This is a genomic window from Asanoa hainanensis (genome assembly GCF_900188485.1).
GTDB classification, from domain to species: domain Bacteria; phylum Actinomycetota; class Actinomycetes; order Mycobacteriales; family Micromonosporaceae; genus Asanoa; species Asanoa hainanensis.
The window spans coordinates 152,277-175,371 of record NZ_FZPH01000001.1; the positions used below are offsets into that span (position 1 = coordinate 152,277).

Consider the following 23,095-nt stretch of genomic DNA (forward strand, 5'->3'; position numbering starts at 1 on the left):
CGCGCATCCTGCCAGGGCGGAGATCAGTTGGCGAGAGCGTCCTGCACGCCGGTCTCGCGCGGCCCGAGGAACACCGGGTCGCGGCCCGTCGCCACGTCCCACGCTGCCTTCACGCCGGCGAGCTGCTCGCGGAACGCGCCCCGGTCCCAGGCCCGCTCGAACCGCTTCACCGTCTCGTCGCCGACCCCGACCGCGTCGATCCCGGCGTCGCGGCACAGCGCCACGGCCCGGTCGACGTGGAAGCCCTGGGTCACCACGATCATGCGGTCGACACCGAAGATCTTCTTCGCGCGTACGCACGAGTCGTAGGTGTCGAACCCGGCATGGTCCTGCACGACCTTGCGCTCCGGCACGCCGCGCTCGACCAGCCACCGGCTCATCGCGCCCGGCTCGTCGTAGCGGAACTCCCGATGGTCGCCCGAGACCAGCACCGCCTGCACGGTGCCCGCGTCGTAGAGCTGCCGGGCCAGGTCCAGCCGGGCGGCCAGGAACGGCGAGGGTGTCCCGTCGGGATAGACCTGCGCGCCGAGCACCATCACGACCGGGGCCGCCGGCACCGAGGCGAGCGGAAAGACGTGGCCGCGCGCACCCGACCGCAGCCACATGCCGGCGCCGACCACTGCGGCGGGCACGGCGATCACCGTGACGACGAAAGTGATCAGCAGCGCGCGCAGCCAGCGGCGCCGTTTCCGGGGCGGCGGCGACTCCGATGTGGGCATCGCCTCATTGTGGATCATCGCCGCCACCCCCGGCGCCGGCTCAGGCCGGGTTGGTCAGCGCACCGTCGATGGCGTCGAGCTCCGCGGCCGAGAGGGCCAGGTTGGCCAGCGCCCCGATGTTGTCCTCGAGCTGCCCGACGCTGCTGGCGCCGATGATCAGGCTGGTCATCCGCTCGTCCCGCAGCGCCCAGGCCAGGGCGAGCTGGGCGAGGGTCTGGCCGCGCTCCTTGGCGATCAGGTTCAGCTCGCGCACGACGCGCATGGTCTGCTCGTCGAGCGCGCTCTCCTTGAGGAAGCCGCCGGTGGCCACCCGCGAGTCGGCGGGCACGCCGTCGAGGTAGCGGTCGGTCAGCAGGCCCTGCTGCAGCGGGCTGTAGGCGATGCAGCCGGCGCCGGCCCCGGCGAGCGTGTCGAGCAGGCTGTCCCGCTCGATCCACCGGTTCATCATCGAGTACGACGGCTGGTGTAGCAGCAACGGCGTACCCAGGTCATGCAGGATCTTGGCCGCCTCGGCGGTCTGTGCCGAGGAGTAGTTCGAGATCGCGACGTAGAGGGCGCGCCCCGACCGGACGGCGTAGTCGAGCGCCTGCATCGACTCTTCGAGGGGCGTGTCCGGGTCGGGCCGGTGGTGGTAGAACACGTCGACGTAGTCGAGGCCCATCCGCTTGAGCGACTGGTCCAGCGACGAGATCAGGTACTTGCGGGAGCCCCATTCGCCGTACGGCCCCGGCCACATCAGGTAGCCGGCCTTGGTCGAGACGATCATCTCGTCGCGGTACGGCTTGAGGTCGCGGGCCATGATCCGGCCGAAGTTCTCCTCGGCCGAGCCGGGTGGCGGGCCGTAGTTGTTGGCCAGGTCGAAGTGGGTCACACCGAGGTCGAACGCGCGGCGGCAGATGGCGGCCATGCGCTCGATGGGGCGCTCGTGGCCGAAGTTGTGCCAGAGGCCCAGCGAGACGGCGGGGAGCCGGACCCCGCTGCGGCCGGCCCGGCGGTAGGTCATCGCGTCGTAACGGTCACCGGAGGGGAGGTAGGTCACGCGCGTCAGCGTAGGCGAATCCCCCTCTGGATCATCAACACTGCTACCGTTCACTTGAGCCGAACACATCCGCGTGGGAGAGCTCGCCGGGCCTCGGCCCGGTGGCGCCGAAGGGGCAAATCCTCCCCGGAACCTCTCAGGCAAAAGGACCGCGCGGACATGGCGACTCTGGAGGACCCGTTTCGGGTACGACAGAGGGGGAGGTTGCTCGTCGACCTCGTCCTTCGCCCCTCCAGGAGTTCCCGCCGATGACCGCTTCCTCCTTCGCCGACCGCCACATCGGGCCGGACCGCGACAGCGAGCGCCGGATGCTCGACCAGGTCGGCTACGGCACCGTCGACGAGCTGATGGACGCCGCGATCCCCGAGGTGATCCGCTGGCACGGCGGGCTCGACCTACCGCCGGCCGCGTCCGAGGCCGAGGTGATCGCCGAGTTGCGCGCCCTCGCCGACCGCAACACCGTCAACGTCTCGATGATCGGTCTCGGCTACTACGGCACGCACACGCCGGCCGTGATCCGTCGCAACGTGCTGGAGAGCCCGTCCTGGTACACGGCCTACACGCCGTACCAGCCGGAGATCAGCCAGGGCCGCCTCGAGGCGCTGCTCAACTTCCAGACGATGGTCTCCGACCTGACCGGGCTGACCACGGCCAACTCGTCGATGCTCGACGAGGGCACCGCGGCCGCCGAGGCGATGACGCTGGCCCGCCGGTCGTCCAAGAACGCCTCACCCGTGTACGTCGTCGACGCCGACACGCTGCCGCAGACCCTCGCCGTGATCGAGGGCCGGGCCGAGCCGCTCGGCATCATCGTCCGGGTCGTCGACCTGTCCGCCGGCGCGTCCGCGCTGCCGGCCGACTTCTTCGGGCTCCATTTGCAATATCCGGGTGCCTCCGGCGCCGTCCGCGACCAGGCCGACCTGGTCGCCGCCGCCCACGAGGTCGGCGCGCTGGTCACCGTCGCGGCCGACCTGCTGGCGCTGACCCTGCTGCGCTCGCCCGGCGAGATCGGCGCCGACATCGCCGCCGGCACCACGCAGCGGTTCGGCGTGCCGATGGGCTTCGGTGGCCCGCACGCCGGCTACCTCGCCGTGCGCAAGGGGCTCGAGCGGACGCTGCCGGGCCGGCTCGTCGGCGTGTCGAAGGACGCCGACGGCGCACCGGCCTACCGGCTCGCGCTGCAGACCCGCGAGCAGCACATCCGGCGCGAGAAGGCGACCAGCAACATCTGCACCGCGCAGGTGCTGCTCGCCGTGATCGCCAGCATGTACGCCGTCTACCACGGCCCCGACGGGCTGCGGGAGATCGCGCGGCGCACCCACGCCCGGGCCGCCAAGCTCGCCGCCGGGCTGCGGGCCGGTGGGCTGGCCATCGACTCCGACGCGTTCTTCGACACCGTGACCGTGTCGGTGCCGGGGCGGGCCGCCGCTGTCGTCGCGGCCGCCGCCGCGCACGGGGTCAACCTGCGCCAGGTCGACGCCGACCGGGTCGGCATCGCGTGCGACGAGACCACCACCGACGCCCACCTGGCCCTGGTCTGGCAGGCGTTCGGCGTACCCGCGTACACGGGTGATGTCGATGTGGCCCTGCCGTCCGGGCTCGCGCGCACCTCGGAGTTCATGACCCACCCGGTGTTCCACGCGCACCGGTCGGAGACGGCGATGCTGCGCTACCTGCGCCGGCTCTCCGACCTCGACTACGCGCTGGACCGGGGCATGATCCCGTTGGGCTCCTGCACGATGAAGCTCAACGCGACCACCGAGATGGAGTCGATCACCTGGCCGGAGTTCGCCAACATCCACCCGCACGCGCCGGCTTCGCAGACTTCTGGTTATCGCGAGCTGATCACCTCGCTGGAGAGCTGGCTGGCCGAGGTGACCGGGTACGACGCCGTCTCCGTGCAGCCCAACGCCGGGTCGCAGGGTGAGCTGGCCGGTCTGTTGGCGATCCGTGGTTACCACCGCTCGCGCGGCGGCCACGACCGCGACGTCTGCCTGATCCCGTCGTCGGCACACGGCACCAACGCCGCGTCCGCGGTGATGGCCGGCATGCGGGTCGTCGTGGTGGCCTGCGACGAGGACGGCAACGTCGACCTGGTCGACCTCGACGCGAAGATCGCCGCGCACGCCTCCCGGCTGGCCGCGATCATGGTGACGTACCCGTCGACGCACGGCGTCTACGAGACCGGGATCGCGTCCCTGTGCGCGAAGGTGCACGACGCGGGCGGCCAGGTCTACGTCGACGGCGCCAACCTCAACGCGCTGGTCGGCTTCGCCAAGCCCGGCCGGTTCGGCGCCGACGTGTCGCACCTGAACCTGCACAAGACGTTCTGCATCCCGCACGGCGGCGGCGGTCCGGGTGTGGGCCCGATCGGCGTACGCGGTCACCTGGCCCCATTCCTGCCCGGCGACCCGCTGGGCGCGACCTCCTCCCGCACCTCGCACTCAGCCCGCGCCGGCGGCACGGCGGGCGGTGCGGCGGTGTCCGCGGCCCGGCACGGCTCGGCCGGCATCCTGCCGATCCCGTGGGCGTACCTGCGGATGATGGGCGCCGAGGGCCTGACCCGGGCGACCGGCGCGGCGGTGCTGGCGGCCAACTACGTGGCGGCGCGGCTGCGGGAGCACTACCCGGTGCTCTACAGCGGCAACAAGGGCCTGGTGGCCCACGAGTGCATCCTCGACCTGCGGCCGCTGACCAAGGCCACGGGCGTCACGGTGGACGACGTCGCCAAGCGGCTGATCGACTACGGCTTCCACGCGCCGACGATGTCGTTCCCCGTCGCCGGGACGCTGATGGTGGAGCCGACCGAGAGCGAGGACCTGGCGGAGCTCGACCGGTTCTGCGACGCGATGATCGCGATTCGGCAGGAGATCGAGAGCGTGGCGTCGGGTACGTGGCCCCGCGACGACAACCCGCTCGTCAACGCGCCGCACACAGCGTCGATGGTGTCGGGGGACGAGTGGTCGCACGCGTACCCGCGCTCGGTGGCGGCGTACCCGTTCGGTGTGTCGCGGGTCGGGAAGTACTGGGCGCCGGTCCGCCGGATCGACGGTGCGTTCGGCGACCGCAACCTGGTCTGCTCGTGCCCGTCGCCGGAGGCGTTCGAAGACTGACTGGCGGCGCGCTGTGCCCGGCCCTGGCGTTTTCGGGGCCGGCACAGCGTGGGTGCGGGTGAGCGACGGTGCTCGTGGTTCTCTTAGGCCGGAGGCCTACGATCTAGGCCGCGAGGACGGCGTGGCGGGCCGGCCCGCGGTGGGGGGCGATGGTGCTGCCGTCGGGCAGAAGCTCGCCGGTGTCCTCGAAGAGGATGACGCCGTTGCAGAGCAGGCTCCAGCCCTGCTCGGGAAAGGCAGCCACGGCCCTGGCGGCGTCGCGGTCCATCGCTTCAGCGGTGGGGCAATGCGGTTGGTGCTGGCACATCGGGTTCTCCGGACGATGGGGGTGCTGTGTCATGGTTCACATGACAGTGACGGAGGCTACTCCCTCAACGGGGGCACCTACGAGCAAGTTCCGGTCCAAACACGAAAGAATCCACCCTTCGTATGAGTAACCATGGGCCGGTCGGAGTGGGAACGCTTCCAGCCCTCTCCGCTGGATTGGCTGGTCGCGGGCATTCGTGCACGCTCCGTATAAGAGAGCGCTCCAGATGGGAGTGGCGCTCTACGGACGGTGGCGATCCGGCTCAGCATCTCGAAGATTTCCTTGTCGCTGACGGACTGGACGTGCGGTCCCTCTCAACCCCGAGCCTGTCACGCTCCGTAGCGAAAAGCGACCCCGGAACCCTCTGCGGCGCCGCGGTGTTGATCTCCGCAGCGGGCGGAGCCGCCATGCTCCGGGGCGCCCCTGTGGCCCGCGCCACCCCCGCACCGGCGGTCCCGGACGTCGTAGCCGTGGTATATGAGCACGCGGTCGCGGATGGGACCGGTGCGAACACGGACAGACATCGTGTCCCCACACCTGGTCACCTGCCCTCTTCGGCGCCGATAACTCGGAAATCTTTTGGCTCGCGTCCGCCAGGTGAGACGGCTTGGCACCTGGGGGAGTGGACCCCGAGCTGGACGGCCGCTGAGCACGCGGCGGCGGTGTCCGCGGTCCGTTCGGCGATCGGCCGGGGAGACGTCTACCAGGTCAACGTCGTGGGCCACGCCTCGGCGCCCTACGTGGGCGACCCGCTGCCGTCGCTGGCGCGGCTGAGCGGCCTGCCGGGGGCCCGCTACGGCGGTCTGCTCACGGGCGCGGGCTGGGCGGTGGGCTGCGCGTCGCCGGAGACCCTAGTCGCCGTGTCAGGCGGCCGGGTGGTGATCCGACCGATCAAGGGCACCCGCCCGGCGACGGCGCTGGGACGGCACGAGCTGCTCTCGTCGGCGAAGGAACGGGCCGAGCACATCATGATCGTGGACCTGGAGCGCAACGACCTGGCGCGAGTGGCCCGCACGGGCTCGGTCCGGGTCGAGGAGCTCTTCGCCCTGCGGCGCTGGGTCGACCTGTGGCAGGCGGAGTCGGTGGTCTCGGCCACGCTGGCGGACGGAATCGGCCTGGCGGACCTACTGCGAGCCACATGCCCGGGCGGCTCGGTCACGGGCGCCCCGAAGCTGGCGGCGCTGGGGGAGATCGCGGCCCTGGAGCCGGTCGGCCGCGGCCCGAGCATGGGAGCCCTAGGCTGGATCGACGCCTCGGGCGACCTGGACCTGGGCCTGACGATCCGCACCGCGGCGGCGGACGCGGACCGCTTGCACCTGTGGGCCGGCGGAGGCATCACCTGGGACAGCGACCCAGTGGCGGAGGTAGAGGAAGCAGCCGCCAAGGCGGCCCCGATCCGCCGCTTACTCGCATCTTCCTAGGACGCTGTAGAGGCGGGGACCTGGGTCCAGCCCGTTGGGGGTACGCCACGTGGGCCTTTTGCGGCCAATGCTGGAATCGCTCGGGAGCAATTGTGAACGAGCTGGCTTGCCGGCACAGCCGTCCGCGAGTCGAGCTGAATCGATCAACCATTCCCTGTACGGTCGCCGGCACGCGTTGAGTGCTGGCCGCACTTGTCTGGTGGACCGCCGAACGCAGACGTCGACGTCAAGTCGAACCAGAGTAGTCGCGCCGTTGCCTGGAAGTTGCCCGCACCAACGTAGGGCGGCGCTTATTGGTACATAAGCGGTTAGCTTCGAACGCTTGCTGTCAGTTGGGACGTGCTTATGCCTCGTCGACTTCGCCAGGTCGCTACCCCGAGACTGGGCCGCGCCCGGCAACCGTCAGCCTCGCGACCTCTCCAGCGGGAAAGCCAGCGCCGTCCGCTGGGCGGCTCGCCAGTGGATCTGGCGGTCCTCGTAGCTGCCCTACCAGTAGTGCTCGCCGGTATCCGGCTGTACGTCGTCGCCGACGGTGACCGTTCGACCTTGCGACTGTTCGCGACCACGGCCAACATTCCAGCGATCCTTTTCGGCACCTACCTCAGCCTCACGCCGGTCTTGTTGTTCGGGGTCGGCTTTGGGCTCTGGGTCTACTGGCTGAAAGCAAGGCGTGACGGCGCGGCTGCGCCGCCCTGGGCTACACCCCTGGTATCTGGCGCGATGATTATCCTGGCTGTGTTTATCTCCCCGCCTTTGTTGTTGGCGACATTCGTGTTGATTGTCGGGTTCTTTTATTTCGGAAACTTCTTGATGGTCTTGCTCGAGCCAATCAGCGGACCATCGGTTAGCGATGAGGTGCGCGACCGGGAGCGGCGAAGGTGGAAGGAGCGAATCGCCGAGGCTGAGCGGCGTGGCTGGAGTAAGACCCGACGCGTGGCGTACGCGCTGCGACCGGACATGGCGGCTCCGCTGGAACAGCCTATGGTACGACTTTTCCCTGTGATTTTTTTGGGTATGTTACTCGTAATTCCAAGTCCCTGGCTGCCGGCTGAAAGAATGCAATTGCGCGGAGCGGCTCCGCAGACCGTTTTTGTTGTTCAAAGAGAGGAAGACTATCTGACGGTTCTGGTGAAGGAGACCGGCGAGAGCACAACCATTCGACGCGACTCGATCGTGGCGGAACGCCTCTGCGATGACAGCCCTGACAAACCGACGTGGGTGACCGATTTCACGATTATCGCTCTCATGAACGAACAGAGGCCCAGAACCCCCCGCTGCCAAGACCTTCACTAGCGGCGGACGGGCGCTCTGGCCCCCGGGGGTGAAGCCCTGCGGCAGCGCGAGAATCATTTGGCCAGAAGGCCACGGCGTCATCCTAGGACGGTGTGCGGAGTGGCCTTGCGGCTGATGACTCAGCCTCGGCTCCGAAGCACCTTGTTCCCCGCCGGCCGTCTCAGCAACAAGCCGCCCCGGCCCGGAGGTCCCCCCGGCGAGTTCGGTCAGGCGAACAGCCAGCCATGGCCGCTGCGCCTCAGCCCGAACCCGACCCGGTCAGCCCCTTAGGGATGGGTCAAGCTTCCGGCCGGGCGGAAACCGCTCGATCGGCCGCACATGACGGTTCCGGGTGATGCGAGAACCCGGTTGGGCCGGCTGGGTTCCGCTGCCGGCGACGGGGGTGGAAACTGTCGGCACGTGTTGCGAGAACACCCTGGCGTTCTTGACCCTGCACCCGCAGTGGTGAGGAGGTTGACGCTCGGTCGGCGGATCATCGAGGTCGGCGCGGGCGCTGCGGCCGCCTCGCGCTGGCTGGCCGCGGCCGGCCCGTCGGTTGTTGCGACCGAGCGTGGCACGGCTCAGGTCGTGCGCGGCCCGCAGTGTGAGCACGATCCGGGCGGGCTCGTCGATTGCCCGGAGTCCCTTCACCGGGGTCGGAGCCCGGCGTGCGCCTCGACCCTGGTGACGTCGATCCGGGACATGCCGCTGCCCTTGCCGGTCGGCTGGACGGGCCTGGTCGGTGACGGCCGGATCCCGCGAACCTGGCACCGCGCCGCATTCAGACCGCCATCTTCCATCCTAGGATGCCTTACGGGGTGTGCGACGGCTGACAGAATCGGATCGGGCTACGACGGGGGAGAGGGTCGGTCGTGCGGGTTTCGATGCCGAGTGATGCGGATTCCTGGTTGCGGATCACCTTGGACGTGCCGGGAGCCTCGCCGGCCGAGGTGGTTGGGGCCTTTCTCGATCCGGCTGCGGTCAATCGTTGGTGGGGTGGTGCCCAGCTCACTGTCGAGGAAGAGGTTGGTGGGCAGTACGTCGCCTATTTCGATCGCCTTGACCAGACCATGCGTGGCGTCATCACCGAGCTCGACCCCGATGCCGGGCGATTCGGGTTTTCCTGGGCCTGGGATCACGCGCCTGAGCTGCCCCGGCGCCAGGTCGACATCCAGGTCCAGCCGGGTGCGGTCCTACAGCTGAATCACGGCGAGTACGACCACTCCAGCCGGATCGATCGGGACGATGCCGTCAGTCATCGTGACGGGTGGGAGTTCTTCCTGCCGAGACTGGCCGAGGTTGTGCGGGCCCAGCGCTGAGGTTTCGCCGCCGACCAGGCAGGGAACTCTCACAGTTGCCCGAGGGAAACAATTCGGCGACTGGAGTGACGATGAGCTTCACCGACAAGGTGCGTAACAAGGTCGAGGAACTGAAGGGCGGCGCCAAGGAGAAGTACGGCGACGCTACCGACGACGAGCGGCTTCAGGCCGAGGGGCGGGCCGACCAGACCGGTGCGCACGCCAAGCAGGCCGGCGAGCACGTCAAGGACGCCGGGCGCGACATCAAGAACGCGTTCGACAAGTAAGAAGGCAACAAAAAAGGGGGCCCCGATCAACGGGGCCCCCTTTTCTCATGCCTGCGCGGCCCACCAGTCCTGGCCGGACTTGGGGAGCGTGTCGATCGGGTCGTAGTACGGGAAGCGCTTCGTCAGCGCCTCACCGTCCGAAGCCTCGATGGACGTGCGGTAGTTCTTCGTCCAGTACGAGATGCCGCGCTCGCGGTCGTACTCCGTGAGCATGTGCACCCACCGCTTCCCCACGAACGGCACGTCGCAGACGATCCGCGGGGTCGCGTACCCGGGCAGGTAGCCCATCACGTCGTGCTGGAGCTGGTGGGCCTGCCACACCGGCACCCGCCAGTGCTCGGCGTTCGGGATCATGTCGCACATGTAGAAGTAATAGGGCAAAATTCCGGCTTCGCCCTGCAGCGCGAAGCACAGGTCGAGCAGGTCGGACGTGGTGGCGTTGACGCCCCGCATCAGCACGCCCTGGTTGCGCACGTCGCGGACGCCGACCTCCAACGCGGTCTGGGCCGCGCGCGCCACCAAAGGCGTCAAGGACTGCGCGTGGTTGACGTGCGTGTGGATGGCCAGGTTGACGCCGCGGCGGGCGGCGGTGCGGGCGACCCGCTCCAGGCCCTCGACGACGTCCGGCTGCAGCCAGTGTTGCGGCAACCCCATGAGCGCCTTGGTGGCCAGCCGGATGTCCCGGACGGTCTCGATCGAGAGCAGGCTCATCAGGTACGACTCGAGGTTGCGCCACGGCACGTTGGCGACGTCGCCGCCCGAGACCACGACGTCCCGTACCCCCGGATGCGCACGGAGGTAAGAAATGTGGGCCTCGTAGCGGTCCACCGGCTTCAGCGTCAGCTTCAGCTTGTCGACCGCCGGCGTGGAGTTGCCGACAAGGTCCATCCGGGTGCAGTGGCCGCAGTACTGCGGGCACGTCGACAGGAGCTCGGCGAGCACCTTGGTCGGGTAGCGGTGGGTGAGGCCTTCGGCGACCCACATGTCGTGCTCGTGGAGCGAGTCCCGCGACGCGTAGGGGTGCGACGGCCAGTCGGTGCGCCGGTCGGAGGCGACCGGGATCATGTAGCGCCGGACCGGGTCGAGGTAGAACGCCTCGGTGCTCATCGGGCCGGTGGGCATCATCGTGTTGATCATTTGCGGGGGTACGAGCATGGACATGGTGGCGAGGGCCTTCTGGTCCTCGATCAGGTCCTTGTAGAACGTCTCGCCGACCAGGTCGCCGAGGACGGCCTGGAGCTGTTTGACGTTCTTGACGCAGTTGACGCGTTGCCACTGCGCGGACTCCCACTGGTCGCGGGTGACGTGCCGCCAGCCGGGGAAGCGGGTCCAGTCGGGCTCGACGAGCGGGCGCCTCCGGTATTCGTAAGGCTGTCCGGCGCCCACCTCGGTGGGTATCGCTTCGGGGGTCCGCGAGCCGAGGTCGACGGTCACGTGGTTCCTCCTCTTTCCCGGCGGTGGGGTGTACCGCAGCGAGCGAAGGCTACTGGAAAATCTTTTGTCAACAAACTATTCTGCCGTAAGTTTTCCTGCCATACCGATTTGATCAAGGAGTCGTCCGTGACCTCACCCGTCGGTCTGCACCGCGTCGTCGAGCCGGCGGGCGTGCTGCCGCAGGCAGCGTGGCGTGTGGACAATCGTCCCGAAATCGGGCCGAACGAGGTGCGGATTCGGGTAGAAAGGCTCAATCTCGACGCCGCCAGCTACCGACAGTTGCGGGAGAAGCACGGTGGCGACGGTGACGCGGTGCGCGCCGAGGTGCTGAGCATCGTGGACAGCCGGGGCAAAATGCACAATCCGGTAACGGGTTCGGGCGGGATGCTGATCGGGGTCGTCGAGGCGAAGGGCGCGCGATCCCCGCTCGACGTGACCCCGGGTGACCGTGTCGCGACGCTGGTGTCGCTGACGTTGACCCCGCTGAAGATCACGGACGGCCTCAAGGGCTGGGACGGCCACAGCGAGCAGGTGCCCGCCGAGGGCCACGCGATCCTGTTCGCCCGGTCGATCGTGGCGAAGCTTCCTGACGACCTGCCCGCCGAGCTCGCTCTCGCGGTGCTCGACGTGTGCGGCGCGCCGGCGCTGACCAGCAGGGTGGTCAGCGACCGGAAGGCGTCGCGAGGCGGCAGCCTCGCGACGGCTGAGGACCCCCGGCATCCAGCCGGCGACACGGTGGCGGTGCTCGGCGGTGCGGGCAAGAGCGGTTCGCTCGCGCTCGCGGCCGCCCGGCGCGCCGGCGCGCGTCGCACGGTCGGCATCGTGCCGACCGACCACGAGGCTCACCGCCTCCAAAAAGCCGGGCTCGCCGACACCGTCGCGATCGCCGACGCCCGCGACCCCGTGAAGCTGGCCGAGGCCGTCACCCGCGCGCTGGGAAAGCCCGCCGACGTCACGGTCGTCTGTGTCGACGTCCCCGGCTGCGAGCATGGGGCGATCCTGGCCACCGACGAGGGCGGCACAGTGATCTTCTTCTCGATGGCGACGAGCTTCGCGGCCGCCGCGCTGGGTGCCGAGGGCCTGGCGGCGGATGTGACGATGCTGGTCGGCAACGGGTACGTGCCGGGCCACGCCGAGTTCGCCCTGAGCCTGCTGCGCTCCGAGCCGGGCGTTCGGAGCCTCTTCGACGCGCGGCTGCGGGCAGACTGAGCCCATGGAATCGACGCTCTACACGGGTGGCGCCCTCTACGCGCCGGCCGAGCCGCAGGCGACCGCCCTGCTCGTCCAGGACGGCCGGATCGCCTGGCTGGGTCCCGCCGCTGACGCCCCGCGCGCGGACGTGACGGTGGACCTGGGCGGTGCCCTGGTCACGCCGGCGTTCGTCGACGCGCACGTGCACGCCACCGACACGGGCCTGGTGCTGGGTGGGCTGGACCTGAGCGCGGCGGCGTCGGCGGGTGAGCTGCTGGACGCGGTGGCGCTCTACGCGACGACGCAGCCGGCGGACGCGATCGTCATGGGTCACGGCTGGGACGAGTCGAAGTGGCCGCAGCAGGTCCCCCCGACCGCGGCCGACCTGGACCGGGTGGCGGGAGGCCGCCGCGTCTACCTGACGCAGGCGTCGGTGCACAGCGCCCTGGCCTCGACCGCCCTCCTCCAAGCCGCGCCAAGAGCCACCAGCGAGCCGGGCTACTCCGACACCGGTTGGGTCCGGGAGGAAGCCCATCACGCGGTACGCGAGGTCGCGCTCGGCTCGATCGGAACGGCCCAGCGGGAGCACGCGCAGCGCACCGCGCTCAAGCGGGCCGCACAGCTCGGCATCGGCGCCCTGCACGAGTGCGGCGGCCCCGGCACGTCGAACGAGGCCGACTTCACCGGCCTGCTCGCCCTGGCGGGCCCCGAGCACGGCCTGCCCGAGGTGTACGGCTGGTGGGGCGAGCTGATGGCCGCCGCGAAGGCCAAGGAGCTCGGCGCGGTCGGCGCGGGCGGCGACCTGTACGCCGACGGCGCCCTCGGCTCGCGGACGGCGTACCTGCGGGAGCCGTTCCTGGGCGGTGGCGGTTGTGGCTTCTCCTACGTTTCGGCGGACCAGGCCCGCGACCACATCCTCGACTGCCACGCGCACGGCACCCAGGGCGGTTTCCACGCGATCGGTGACGCGGCCCTGCACGACGTCCTCGAGGGCCTCGCGGGCGCGGCGAAGGTGCTGGGCCTCGACGCGGTCCGGCAGGCCCGGCACCGGGTCGAGCACGCGGAGCTCGTCGACAAGGCGATGATCGCGGCGTTCGTGGAGCTGAACCTGACGGCGAGCATGCAGCCGGCCTTCGACCGGCTGTGGGGCGGACCGAGGCAGATGTACGCGCAGCGCCTGGGCGTGACCCGCTCGATGGAGTCGAACCCGATGGGCTCGATGCACGGCGTGGGTGTGCTGCTGGCGTTCGGCTCGGACTCGCCGGTGACGCCGCTGGACCCGTGGGGTTCGGTGCGGGCGGCGGTGTCGCATTTCAACCCGGCGCACCGGATGGCGCTGCGGTCGGCGTTCGCGTCGCACACCAAGGGCGCGTGGCGGTCGATCCACCGCGACAGCGAGGGCGTGCTCGCCAAGGGCGCGCCGGCGACGTTCGCGGTGTGGCAGACCCCGGCGGGAGTGACGGGCGGCCTGCCGAACCTGGTGTCCACGAACCCGGAGGAGCGCGGTCCGGACGACCCGACCCCGCTGCCCCGGGCGCTGCGCACGGTCGTACGCGGTGTGACGGTGTTCGAGGAGTGAGGTAGACGGATGGCGAAGCTGGATCTCGACCCGGCGCTCGTGTCCCGGGCGCGGGAGCTGGCCCGCCGGGCCGGTCAGCCGGTGGTGGACCTGGCCCGCAGCCACACGACGGTGTCGGTGGAGCGGGCGGTGCTGCGGTTGGCCGGGGTGACCGGTGCCGACCCGGACGGCATCCCGTGGGTGAACCGGCTGGTCGACGCGGTGGTCGACGAGATCGGTCTGGAGCACGGGGTGGCCCTGCCGGTCTTCGACGCCCTCGCGCGAGAGGGACTGCCGGCCACTGACCTGACGTTGCTCGCGCAGAAGGCGGCGGCCGGCAGTGTCCGGTTCGGCGTGCCCACGGGAAAGGCCGCCACCGCGGCGCGCAAGGTCGCGTCCAAGGCGACCGCCGTGGGCATCAGGGCCGTTGACCGCAAAAGAGCAGAACGCGACCGGCTGATCAAGCGGTTCGGCGACCCGAAGCAGCGGCCGTGGATCTACCTGATCGTCGCGACCGGCGACATCTACGAGGACATCCCGCAGGCGCAGGCGGCGGCCCGGGCGGGCGCCGACGTGATCGCGGTGATCCGCTCGACGGGCCAGTCGCTGCTGGACTACGTGCCCGAGGGGCCGACCCGGGAGGGCTTCGCCGGCACGTACGCGACGCAGGACAACTTCCGCCTGATGCGCGCGGCCCTGGACGAGTCGTCGCGGGAGCTGAAGCGGTACGTGCGGCTGACGAACTACGCGTCGGGGCTGTGCATGCCGGAGATGGCGACCCTGGCGGGCCTCGAGCGCCTGGACATGATGCTCAACGACTCGATGTACGGGATCCTGTTCCGCGACATCAACCCGATCCGCACGTTCGTCGACCAGCGATTCTCGCGGCAGGTGCACGCCCGCGCCGGGATCATCATCAACACCGGTGAGGACAACTACCTGACGACGGCGGACGCGGTCGACGAGGCGCACACGGTGACGGTGTCGCAGCTGCTCAACGAGTTCTTCGCGCACGAGGCCGGCCTGGCCGACTGGCAGCTCGGGCTCGGGCACGCGTTCGAGATCAACCCGGAGGTGCCGGAGTCGTTCCGGCTGGAGCTCGCGCACGCGCTGCTGGCCCGGGAGCTGTTCCCGGACGCGCCGCTGAAGTGGATGCCGCCGACGAAGCACATGACCGGCGACGTGTTCCGCGGCAACCTGCTCGACGGGTTCTTCAACCTGGCGGGGACGATGACGGGCCAGGGCATCCTGCTGGTCGGCATGATGACCGAGGCGGTCGTGACGCCGTGGCTGTCGGACCGCGACATCGCCCTGCAGAACGTCCGCTACGTGCTGGGCGCGGCCGGCGGGCTGCACGAGGACTTCGTGCCGGCACCGGGCGGCTTCATCCAGCAGCGCGCCAACCAGGTCCTCGGCGAGGCGATCACCCTGCTCGAGAAGATCGAGGGCGACACGCTGCTGCAGGCGATCGCCGACGGCACCTTCGGGATCATGAAGCGCCCGCCGGACCGCGGCAAGGGCCTGGCCGGGGTGGCCAAGCACGCCGACGACTACTTCAACCCGGCCACGGACCTGTTGGAGGCGGCATGAGCATCGTCCGCCCCTACGGGGACACCACCGGCGACGGGATGGTGCAGCTGTCGTTCACGCTGCCGATCCCGCACGACAAGCGGGCCGAGGGCGCCGCGCTGCAGCTGGCGGCCAAGATGGGCATGGATCCGGCGATGCTGGTGCACGCCAAGCAGATGGGTGACGGGTTCACCTTCTTCGTCGTGTACGGGCGGGTCACCCATCTCGTCGACACCGACAAGGTCGAGGTCGTCGAGCGGGACTTCCCGCTGCTGTCGGCCAAGGAGGTCAACGCCCTGGTCAAGCGGCGGCTGCGGCGCAAGCTGTCCGTCGTCGGGGCGTGCATCGGGACCGACGCGCACACCGTGGGCATCGACGCGATCCTCAACGTCAAGGGCATCGCGGGCGAGAAGGGCCTGGAGTACTACCGGGAGTTGAAGGTGACGAACCTGGGCGCCCAGGTGACCGTGCCGGAGCTGGTCGCGGCGGCGCAGCGGGAGCGGGCCGACGCGGTGCTGGTCTCGCAGGTCGTCACCCAGCGGGACGCGCACCTGCACAACACCCGGGAGATGTCGGCGGCGTTCCGGGAGGCGCTGCCGGCCGACAAGCGGCCGTTGCTGGTGGTCGGCGGGCCGAGGTTCGACGAGTCGATGGCGGGGGAGTTGGGCGTGGACCGGATCTTCGGGCGGGGTACGACACCGGGCGAGGTCGCCTCGTACCTGGTGCACGAGCTGGTGCAGTCATGATCACGGTGACGCATCGGCGGTACGTGCCGTACTCGCACGCCCACTACGGCGGCAACCTCGTCGACGGCGCGTACGTCGTCGGGCTCTTCGGTGACGTCGCCACCGAGGTGTGCATCCGGATGGACGGCGACGAGGGGCTGTTCGCGTCCTACCAGGACATCCAGTTCCGGGCGCCGGTGCGGGCCGGCGACATCCTGGACGTCGAGGCGCGCGTGGTCGAGGTCGGCAACCGCAGCCGGCAGATCGAGTTCGAGTGCCGGGTCGTCTGCCGGGCCAAGCCGCACCACGGCGAGTCGGCGGCCGAGGTCCTCGACCCGCCGATCGTGGCGACGACCGCGATCGGCACGGTGGTCGTCCCGCCGAAGCCGTGAGCCTGGCGCTGTGCGCCGACGTCGGGTCGACGTACACGAAGGTCGTCGTGGTCGACCTGGCCGGCGGCGAGGTGGTCGCGGCGGCCGACCGGCCGACGACCGCGGGCACCGACGTGCTGCACGGTCTGGACGCGGCGGCGGCCGCCACCGGCGTCACCGTTCCCGCTGATCGCTGGTACGTGTGCTCGTCGGCCGGCGGTGGCCTGCGCCTGGCCGTGGTCGGCTACGAGGCCCTCGTGACGGCCCAGGCGGGCCACCGGGTCGGCCTGTCCGCCGGTGCCCGGGTCGTGCACGTGTCGGCGGGGCCTCTGGATTCCCTGGCCGAGCTTCGCGCCGCCCGGCCGGACGTGGTGCTGCTGGTCGGCGGCACCGACGGCGGCGACGCGGCCGTCCTGACGCACAACGCGCGGCGGCTGGCCCGGGCGCGGTGGCGGATCCCGGTGGTGCTGGCCGGCAACGCGGACGCCCGTGACGAGCTGACAGCGGTGTTGGCGGACGCCGGGGTACCCGTCACCGCGACCGGCAACGTTCTGCCCCGCATCGGCGTCTTGGAGCCGTCCCCGGCCCGGGCGGCGATCCGTGACGTGTTCCTGTCGCACGTGATCGGCGGCAAGCGGCTCTCGAAGGGCCGCCGGTTCCCGTCCCTGGTTCGCGCGGCCACCCCGGACGCGGTGCTGACCGGTGTGGAAACCCTCGCCGACCACCTGGGCGGCGACCTCCTGGTGGTGGACGTGGGCGGCGCGACCACGGACGTCTACTCGGTGCTGACCCCCGACGGCCGCAGCGACGACGTCGCCGGCACGCTGTGGCGCTCCCGCACGGTCGAGGGCGACCTCGGCATGCGCTGGACGGCCCCGGACGTCATCGCCGCCGCCACCGCCGAACGCCTGCCCGTCGACGACGGGCTCGAGGCCGCCGCCGCCAAGCGGGCCGGGGCGCCCGGGTTCGTGCCCGACAGCGACGCCGAGCGGGCTCTGGACCGTCGGATAGCGGCCCTGGCGGCCACCGTGGCGGTCCGGCGACACGCCCGGGATCCCGCGGGCCGGATCGCCCGGGATCTGCGCGACGTGCGGCTCCTCGTCGGGTCCGGTGGGGTGCTGCGGCACGCCGCGCCGGGCGAGGCCAAGGAGGTGCTCGACGCGGTGCTGACGGACTACGCCGGCGGGTGGCCGGTGCCGCGGGCCGCGCACCCGGTGGTCGACGGGTCCTATGTGCTGGCCGCCGCCGGGCTGCTCGCCGCGGACCATCCGAACGCCGCCCGGGCGCTCCTCGATCGGCACCTGCGCGGGGCCTGATCGGGCATCCGCGGGCGCCGATCAAGCCGCAAACCCAACACGCCGACGGCGACACGCCGGAACGCGGAATCCGGTGTCCCGCAACGGTTGACACGCACCCCGGTGCGCCGCGTACCGTCGTTGAGTCCTACAACGGGAAGCGATCTGTCGTTCGCTCTTCCCTCACTCCCGCTGGCCGAGCGGGGCCGACGGTCCGCGACCGTCCGGCGCCTGCGGCGGCCAGGTCCAGCGGGTCGAGGGGACGGCCGGCGCGGGGCGGCGCACCGGGCCGCCACGAACGACCGCTCGCCGATTCCGGTGTACGGGCAAAGGGGGTAGGCGCGGCCAGTAGACAACGGCCCGGCGGGGGTATCCAACCGTCGTCCGGTCGGAACGAAGGTCACGCGGACGGCCTTTGCCGCACCGGCCGGGGATGGGCCTGGGAGCATCGGGGCGTGATCGCGAGGTCACGCCCCGATTTCTTTGGCGTCTCAGCTGTTCGGCACAGCTCGCGATCTTGAGTGTGGCCTGCCGTACCCTTCCCCGCATGGGTGAGCGATGGTGACCATGGTCGAGGCGGCCCCCGAGACGGTCGTGCCGCCGGCCCCGCGGCCGCTGCCGGGCAAGATAGCGGTGCCGCTGGCGCTCGCGGCGGGCCTGACCCAGCTGCTCGCGTTCCCCCGCTACGACCTGTGGTGGCTCGCACCCGTCTCCGTCGCCCTGCTCGCCGCCGCGGTCCACCGCCGCCGCGCGCTCGCCGGTGCCGGGCTGGGCCTGCTCGCCGGGCTGGTGTTCTTCGGCCCGCTGCTCGAGTGGACGAACCTGCACACCGGCATGCTGCCGTGGATCCTGCTGTTCGTCGCCGAGTCGCTGTTCGTCGCGCTGCTGGGCGCCGCGGCCGCGTACGCGAGCCCGCTCGTCGACCGGCACCGCTGGACCTGGCCCCTGCTGACCGGGCTGCTCTGGGTCGGCCAGGAGGCCGCCCGCGACCGGCTCCCGTTCGGCGGCTTCCCCTGGGGTCGCCTCGCGTTCAGCCAGGGAGACGCGCCCACGCTGCGGTTCGCGTCCCTCGGCGGCGCCCCGCTCGTCACGTTCGTCGTCGCGCTCGCCGGCGGCCTGCTGGTCGCGGCGGTGTGGCGGCGGCGGGGCCTGCCCAGCGTGCTGCTCGGCGCCGGCGCCGTGGCCACCACCGTCGTCGGCTTCCTGGTCCCCGTCGGTGGCGGCGCCGGGCAGCAGCCGGTGCGGGTCGCGATCGTGCAGGGCAACGTGCCCCGCCTCGGCCTCGACTTCAACGCCCAGCGCCGCGCCGTGCTCGAGAACCACGTCACCGGGACCGTCGAGCTCGCCGGGCGGGTCGCCACCGGGCAGGAGCGCAAGCCCGACCTGGTCATCTGGCCGGAGAACTCCAGCGACGTCGACCCGTTCCTCGACCCTGAGGCGGCCGCCGCGATCACCCGCGCCGCCGACTCGATCCAGGCGCCGATCCTGGTCGGTGCGGTGCTGCGTGGCCCCGGCGAGAACGAGGTCCGCAACGCCGGCGTCGTCTGGCTGCCCGGGCAGGGCGCCGACGAGTCCCGGATGTACGTCAAGCAGCACCCGGTGCCGTTCGCCGAGTACATCCCGCTGCGGAACATCGCCCGCATGGTCAGCAAGGAGGTCGACCGGGTCCGGTCGGACTTCGTCGCCGGTGACAAGCCGGGCGTCCTGGACATGGGTGCGGCCACGATCGGCGACGTGATCTGCTTCGAGGTCGCCTACGACGGCATCGTCCGCGACACCGTGACCGCCGGCGGCGGCATCCTGGCCGTGCAGACGAACAACGCGACGTTCGACGAGTCCGAGGCCCGCCAGCAGCTGGCCATGGTGCGGCTGCGGGCCGTCGAGCACGGGCGGGACTCGCTGATGGCGTCGACGGTCGGGGTGTCCGGTTTCGTGACGTCCGACGGCGCGGTGCACCAGGAGACCGGATTCAACACCCCGGGAGTCGTGGTCGCCGAACTCACGCCGCGCGCAACGCGTACGCTTGCTACGCAGTTGGGCTATTGGCCCGAGATGGTGCTGTCCGGGCTCGCGGTGGCCGCGCTGGTCGCCACGGCCGTGATCCGGCGCCGCCGGCCTGTGCCCGGGACACCCGGCGGAGCAGGCGCGGATCCGGCACCATTGGCATCAGCACCACCACACACAGCATCGACGCCGGCGGACGAGGGCGACGGGTCGCGAACGGAGGCAGGGTGAGCGAGGGCAACACGCCGGTTGGCGACGTGACGGAGGGCTATCCCGGCGTCGGGCGGGTGCTCGTCGTAGTGCCCACCTACAACGAGGCCGACAACCTCGAGGTCATCGTCGGCCGGATCCGGCGCGCGGTGCCCGCCGTCGAGGTCCTGGTCGCCGACGACAACAGCCCCGACGGCACCGGCGAGATCGCCGACCGGCTCGCGGCCGCCGACGAGCAGATCCACGTGCTGCACCGCCCCGGCAAGGCCGGCCTCGGCGCCGCCTACGTGCAGGGCTTCCGGTGGGCGATCGACCACGGTTACGACGCCGTCGTCGAGATGGACGCCGACGGCTCCCACGCCCCCGAACAGCTGTCCCAGCTGCTCGACGCCGCCCGCACCGCCGACGCCGTGATCGGCTCGCGGTGGACGCCCGGCGGCAAGGTCGTCAACTGGCCCTGGCACCGGTTCGTGATCTCCCGCGTCGGCAACACGTACGTGCGGCTCGCGCTGGGCATGCCCCACGGCGACGCGACCGGCGGCTACCGCGTCTACAAGATCCCCGTCCTGGAGAAGATCGACTTCGAGTCGGTGTCGTCGCAGGGCTACTCGTTCCAGGTCGAGCTGACCTGGCGTACGCACAAGGCCGGTTTCCGGATCGTCGAAGTGCCGATCACCTTCGCGGAACGCGAGCGGGGCGCGAGCAAGATGAGCTCGTCGATCGTCCGCGAGGCCCTGATGCGGGTCACCGTGTGGGGCCTGCGTTCCCGCCGGGACGCGCTGTTCGGCCGCCGCGACACCGGGGACAAACCCTGACGCGACCCTGACGCCGGCCGTGCACCCACGTGTCATGCTGGATTGATGCGACGTCGAGGTCTGATCCGTTGGCTGCCGCTGGCGATCCTGCTCACCGCGGCGGTCGAGATCGCCGTCTTCATCCTGGTCGCGCACCTGATCGGCTTCGGCTTCACGGTCCTGCTGGTGCTGATCGCCTCGGCGGCGGGCGTGTTGCTGCTGCGCCGCGAGGGAACCCGGGCCTGGCGTGGCTTCAAGGCCGCGGCCGACGCCGGCCAGCCACCGGGAGCCCAGGTCACCGACGGGCTCGTCGGGCTGTTCGCGGGCGTGCTGCTGGCGATCCCCGGTCTGGTCACCGCCGTGATCGGGATCCTGCTGGCGCTGCCGCCCGGGCGGCAGATCGCCCGGTTCGCGGTGCGGCGGGCCACGGAGCGGCGGCTCTCGTCCGCGCAGGCCGGTGATCTTTTCGGACCCCGGCGGGTACGGGTGCGGCGCGGCACTCCCCGCCGTCCCGACGACGGCGGCGGTGCCGGCGGCCCCGGACAGCCGCCGCCGACGACCGGCCCCGGCCCGGCAGGTCCCACCGTCACCGGCCCGGCCGAGGCCGGCCCGCGGATCCACGCGACGACGTCTGGCGCGGGTCCGGCCGGCGACCCCGGCCCCGGCCCCGGCCCCGTGATCGAGGGCGAGGTCGTCGAGGGCGAGATCGTGGAGCCCGGCCAGCGCCGCTGAACACGACAGAAAGCCCCCGCACCGGTTTGGGTGCGGGGGCTTTCTCGTCAGCCTCTAGGCGGTTACTTACCGCCGCGCCGGGCCCGGACCTCTTCCAGGCGCTCGGCCAGGATGTCCTCGAGCTCGGCGATGGAGCGCCGCTCCAGGAGCATGTCCCAGTGCGTACGCGGCGGCTTGACCTTCTTCTGCTCCGGCTCGCTTCCGTCGACCAGCCGGGCCACGCTGCCGTCGAACTTGCACTCCCAGGTCATCGGGACCTCGGCGTCGACTGCGAACGGCACCTCGAACTGGTGCCCCTTCGCGCACAGGTACTCGCGGGTCTGGCGTGGGGCGAGCTCGGTGTTGCGGTCGGATTCGTAGCTGACTGCGCCTAGACGGCTGCCGCGCAGCATGCGCTCGCCCATGATCGGCTCTTCCCCTCGGTCGTCTTGCTAGTAGTCCACACGAAACAACGACGGGAGAAGCCGGGGGATTCCCGGCACTCACGCGCGTCTCGCTCCTTACAAAGGTACGTCGTCGTAAACGGTCAGAGCGTAGCGGCAGACGCGCGTTCATGAGCGGTTGTCCGACAGCGCGCCCCCGGAGTTCTGGCACCCAGTGTCCGTTATGTACGGGGTGTCCGCGGGCAAACGTCCGTTCAGCCGATGCGATCTAGGTCACCAGTCTCGCCAACCTGTGCGACAGCTGTGGATCTCGGCTCGGGCGTGGCGGCGCGGGCCGCACCGAGGGAGGCGAGGGCGGCCGCGAGGTCACCGACCTGCCCGGCGAGCTGGGCGACCCGGTCGCGGGCGGCGTCGCGCTCGGCGGTCGCCTCGGCGAGCCGGGCCCGCAGCTCGGCGTGCGCGGCCTGGGCCGCCTCCCTGACCTGCTGCTGGACCTTCTCGCGCTGCCCGGCCCGGTCGCGTTCGGCGGCGAGCTCCTGCTCGGCGACCGCGGTGGCGGCCCGGGCCTCGTCGGCAGTGGCGGTCGCCGCGGCGGCGTCCTTGCGGGCCTCTGCGGCGGCCTGGGTGGCCGCGGTCGCCTCGGCACGGAACCGGGCCGCCTGCTCGACCGCGCTCGCGGCGTTGTCGGTGGCGCGGCGGGCGTCGGCGAGCGCGGTGTCCCGTTCCCGACTCAGATCGGCGACCTGCCGCCCGCTGGCCTCGAGCTCACCACGCAGCGCGCGCACGTCCCGCCGGGCCGCGTCCCGGTCAGCCTCGGCCTGGGCCCGCAGCGCGGCGGCGGCCGACGCGGCCTGCCGGGCGCCGTCACTGACCCGCTCGGCCTCGCGCGCGCGGACCAGGGCCTCGTCGGCCTCCCGGCGAGCGGTGTCGGCGGCGTCCTTGGCGGTAGCGGCGTCGCGCTGGGCCCGGTCGCGCTCCTGCCGGGCGGCGTGCGCGTCGGCACCGCTGCGCTCGGCGGCGTGGCGGGCGTCGTCGCGCTCGGTCTGCGCGGCCGCGACGGCCGTGGCCGCCTCGGCCCGCACCTGCGCGACCTGCCGCTCGACCCCGGCCGGCGACAGCTCGGCGTGCAGGGCGTCGGAGAGCGTCTCGACGACCTGGTCGAGCCGGTCGACGACCTCCCACGTGCGGGCGAGCTGCCCGGTCAGCCCGGGAGCGCCTCGCTGGCGCATCCGCGCGTTACGGGAGGCCTTCTGGCACTCGCCGTCGTTGTCGCGGCAGTAACGGAAGGGCCGCCCGGCACCCACGTTCTGCTCGACGGGGCGACCACAGTGGGCGCAGGACCGGGTCTCGGCGGCAACGGTGTCCACGGTGAA

General features: G+C 71.2%; 20 protein-coding genes and 1 riboswitch. Of the genes, 14 read left to right on the forward strand and 6 right to left on the reverse strand.

Going from position 1 to position 23,095, the window contains the following annotated elements; translation table 11 throughout:
• Positions 1-23: 23 nt before the first annotated feature.
• On the reverse strand, positions 24-719 hold the full coding sequence (locus CHC05_RS00725) for a SanA/YdcF family protein (RefSeq protein ID WP_089244628.1): 696 nt from the start codon (positions 717-719) through the stop codon (positions 24-26).
• A 40-nt stretch (positions 720-759) separates the two neighbouring features.
• Positions 760-1,758: an L-glyceraldehyde 3-phosphate reductase gene (mgrA, locus tag CHC05_RS00730; RefSeq protein WP_089243543.1), complete on the reverse strand. Its 999-nt coding sequence runs from the start codon at positions 1,756-1,758 to the stop codon at positions 760-762.
• Positions 1,759-1,822: 64 nt separating this feature from the next.
• A riboswitch (glycine riboswitch) is annotated at positions 1,823-1,920 on the forward strand.
• Positions 1,921-2,006: 86 nt separating this feature from the next.
• On the opposite strand from mgrA, the gene gcvP reads away from it, so the two are divergent.
• Positions 2,007-4,871, forward strand: a complete 2,865-nt coding sequence (gene gcvP / locus CHC05_RS00735; protein ID WP_089243545.1) for an aminomethyl-transferring glycine dehydrogenase — start codon at positions 2,007-2,009, stop codon at positions 4,869-4,871.
• Positions 4,872-4,974: 103 nt separating this feature from the next.
• Here the strand turns inward: gcvP and CHC05_RS00740 are convergent, their stop codons facing one another.
• The gene (locus tag CHC05_RS00740) at positions 4,975-5,178 is read right to left on the reverse strand and encodes a DUF5999 family protein (RefSeq protein ID WP_089243547.1); all 204 of its coding nucleotides are present in this window, start codon (positions 5,176-5,178) and stop codon (positions 4,975-4,977) included.
• 122 nt (positions 5,179-5,300) lie between these two features.
• On the opposite strand from CHC05_RS00740, the gene CHC05_RS00745 reads away from it, so the two are divergent.
• The 4 genes from CHC05_RS00745 to CHC05_RS00760 all read left to right on the forward strand — a co-directional run bounded on the left by CHC05_RS00745 (position 5,301) and on the right by CHC05_RS00760 (position 9,456).
• Complete coding sequence (locus tag CHC05_RS00745) at positions 5,301-6,599, forward strand: chorismate-binding protein (protein WP_089243549.1); 1,299 nt, start codon at positions 5,301-5,303, stop codon at positions 6,597-6,599.
• A 495-nt stretch (positions 6,600-7,094) separates the two neighbouring features.
• Positions 7,095-7,892, forward strand: a complete 798-nt coding sequence (locus CHC05_RS00750; RefSeq protein ID WP_089243551.1) for a hypothetical protein — start codon at positions 7,095-7,097, stop codon at positions 7,890-7,892.
• Positions 7,893-8,743: 851 nt separating this feature from the next.
• On the forward strand, positions 8,744-9,190 hold the full coding sequence (locus CHC05_RS00755) for an SRPBCC domain-containing protein (RefSeq protein WP_144022434.1): 447 nt from the start codon (positions 8,744-8,746) through the stop codon (positions 9,188-9,190).
• 71 nt (positions 9,191-9,261) lie between these two features.
• Positions 9,262-9,456 carry a CsbD family protein gene (locus tag CHC05_RS00760; RefSeq protein WP_089244630.1) on the forward strand — a complete coding sequence of 65 codons (195 nt, stop codon included), beginning with the start codon at positions 9,262-9,264 and terminating at the stop codon, positions 9,454-9,456.
• Between the two features lie 45 nt (positions 9,457-9,501).
• Here the strand turns inward: CHC05_RS00760 and CHC05_RS00765 are convergent, their stop codons facing one another.
• A complete protein-coding gene (locus CHC05_RS00765) occupies positions 9,502-10,890 on the reverse strand; it encodes a KamA family radical SAM protein (RefSeq protein ID WP_089243555.1) in 1,389 nt (462 codons plus the stop codon).
• Between the two features lie 126 nt (positions 10,891-11,016).
• Between CHC05_RS00765 and kdd the strand changes: the two genes are divergently transcribed.
• The 9 genes from kdd (at position 11,017) to CHC05_RS00810 (ending at position 21,339) form a co-directional block, all read left to right on the forward strand.
• Positions 11,017-12,099: an L-erythro-3,5-diaminohexanoate dehydrogenase gene (kdd, locus tag CHC05_RS00770; protein ID WP_089244632.1), complete on the forward strand. Its 1,083-nt coding sequence runs from the start codon at positions 11,017-11,019 to the stop codon at positions 12,097-12,099.
• A 4-nt stretch (positions 12,100-12,103) separates the two neighbouring features.
• A complete protein-coding gene (locus tag CHC05_RS00775; RefSeq protein ID WP_089243557.1) occupies positions 12,104-13,660 on the forward strand; it encodes an amidohydrolase in 1,557 nt (518 codons plus the stop codon).
• Positions 13,661-13,669: 9 nt separating this feature from the next.
• Positions 13,670-15,229, forward strand: a complete 1,560-nt coding sequence (gene kamD / locus CHC05_RS00780) for a lysine 5,6-aminomutase subunit alpha (protein ID WP_089243559.1) — start codon at positions 13,670-13,672, stop codon at positions 15,227-15,229.
• Positions 15,226-15,954: a lysine 5,6-aminomutase subunit beta gene (gene kamE / locus CHC05_RS00785; RefSeq protein ID WP_089243561.1), complete on the forward strand. Its 729-nt coding sequence runs from the start codon at positions 15,226-15,228 to the stop codon at positions 15,952-15,954. Before kamD ends, kamE begins: the two co-directional genes overlap by 4 nt.
• Positions 15,951-16,325 carry a 3-aminobutyryl-CoA ammonia lyase gene (kal, locus tag CHC05_RS00790; RefSeq protein ID WP_089243563.1) on the forward strand — a complete coding sequence of 125 codons (375 nt, stop codon included), beginning with the start codon at positions 15,951-15,953 and terminating at the stop codon, positions 16,323-16,325. The genes kamE and kal overlap by 4 nt, the downstream gene beginning before the upstream one ends.
• Positions 16,322-17,620 (forward strand): glutamate mutase L, encoded by a 1,299-nt coding sequence (locus CHC05_RS00795; protein WP_089243565.1) that lies wholly within the window; start codon positions 16,322-16,324, stop codon positions 17,618-17,620. Before kal ends, CHC05_RS00795 begins: the two co-directional genes overlap by 4 nt.
• 537 nt (positions 17,621-18,157) lie before the next feature.
• A complete protein-coding gene (gene lnt, locus CHC05_RS00800; protein ID WP_089243567.1) occupies positions 18,158-19,834 on the forward strand; it encodes an apolipoprotein N-acyltransferase in 1,677 nt (558 codons plus the stop codon).
• Positions 19,831-20,628, forward strand: a complete 798-nt coding sequence (locus CHC05_RS00805; RefSeq protein WP_089243570.1) for a polyprenol monophosphomannose synthase — start codon at positions 19,831-19,833, stop codon at positions 20,626-20,628. The genes lnt and CHC05_RS00805 overlap by 4 nt, the downstream gene beginning before the upstream one ends.
• Positions 20,629-20,673: 45 nt before the next feature.
• Complete coding sequence (locus CHC05_RS00810; protein ID WP_218824377.1) at positions 20,674-21,339, forward strand: FxsA family protein; 666 nt, start codon at positions 20,674-20,676, stop codon at positions 21,337-21,339.
• Between the two features lie 62 nt (positions 21,340-21,401).
• Here the strand turns inward: CHC05_RS00810 and CHC05_RS00815 are convergent, their stop codons facing one another.
• Positions 21,402-21,743, reverse strand: coding sequence for an RNA polymerase-binding protein RbpA (locus tag CHC05_RS00815; RefSeq protein WP_089243573.1), 342 nt, complete (start codon positions 21,741-21,743; stop codon positions 21,402-21,404).
• Positions 21,744-21,976: 233 nt separating this feature from the next.
• Complete coding sequence (locus CHC05_RS00820) at positions 21,977-23,089, reverse strand: coiled-coil domain-containing protein (RefSeq protein ID WP_089243575.1); 1,113 nt, start codon at positions 23,087-23,089, stop codon at positions 21,977-21,979.
• Positions 23,090-23,095: the final 6 nt, after the last annotated feature.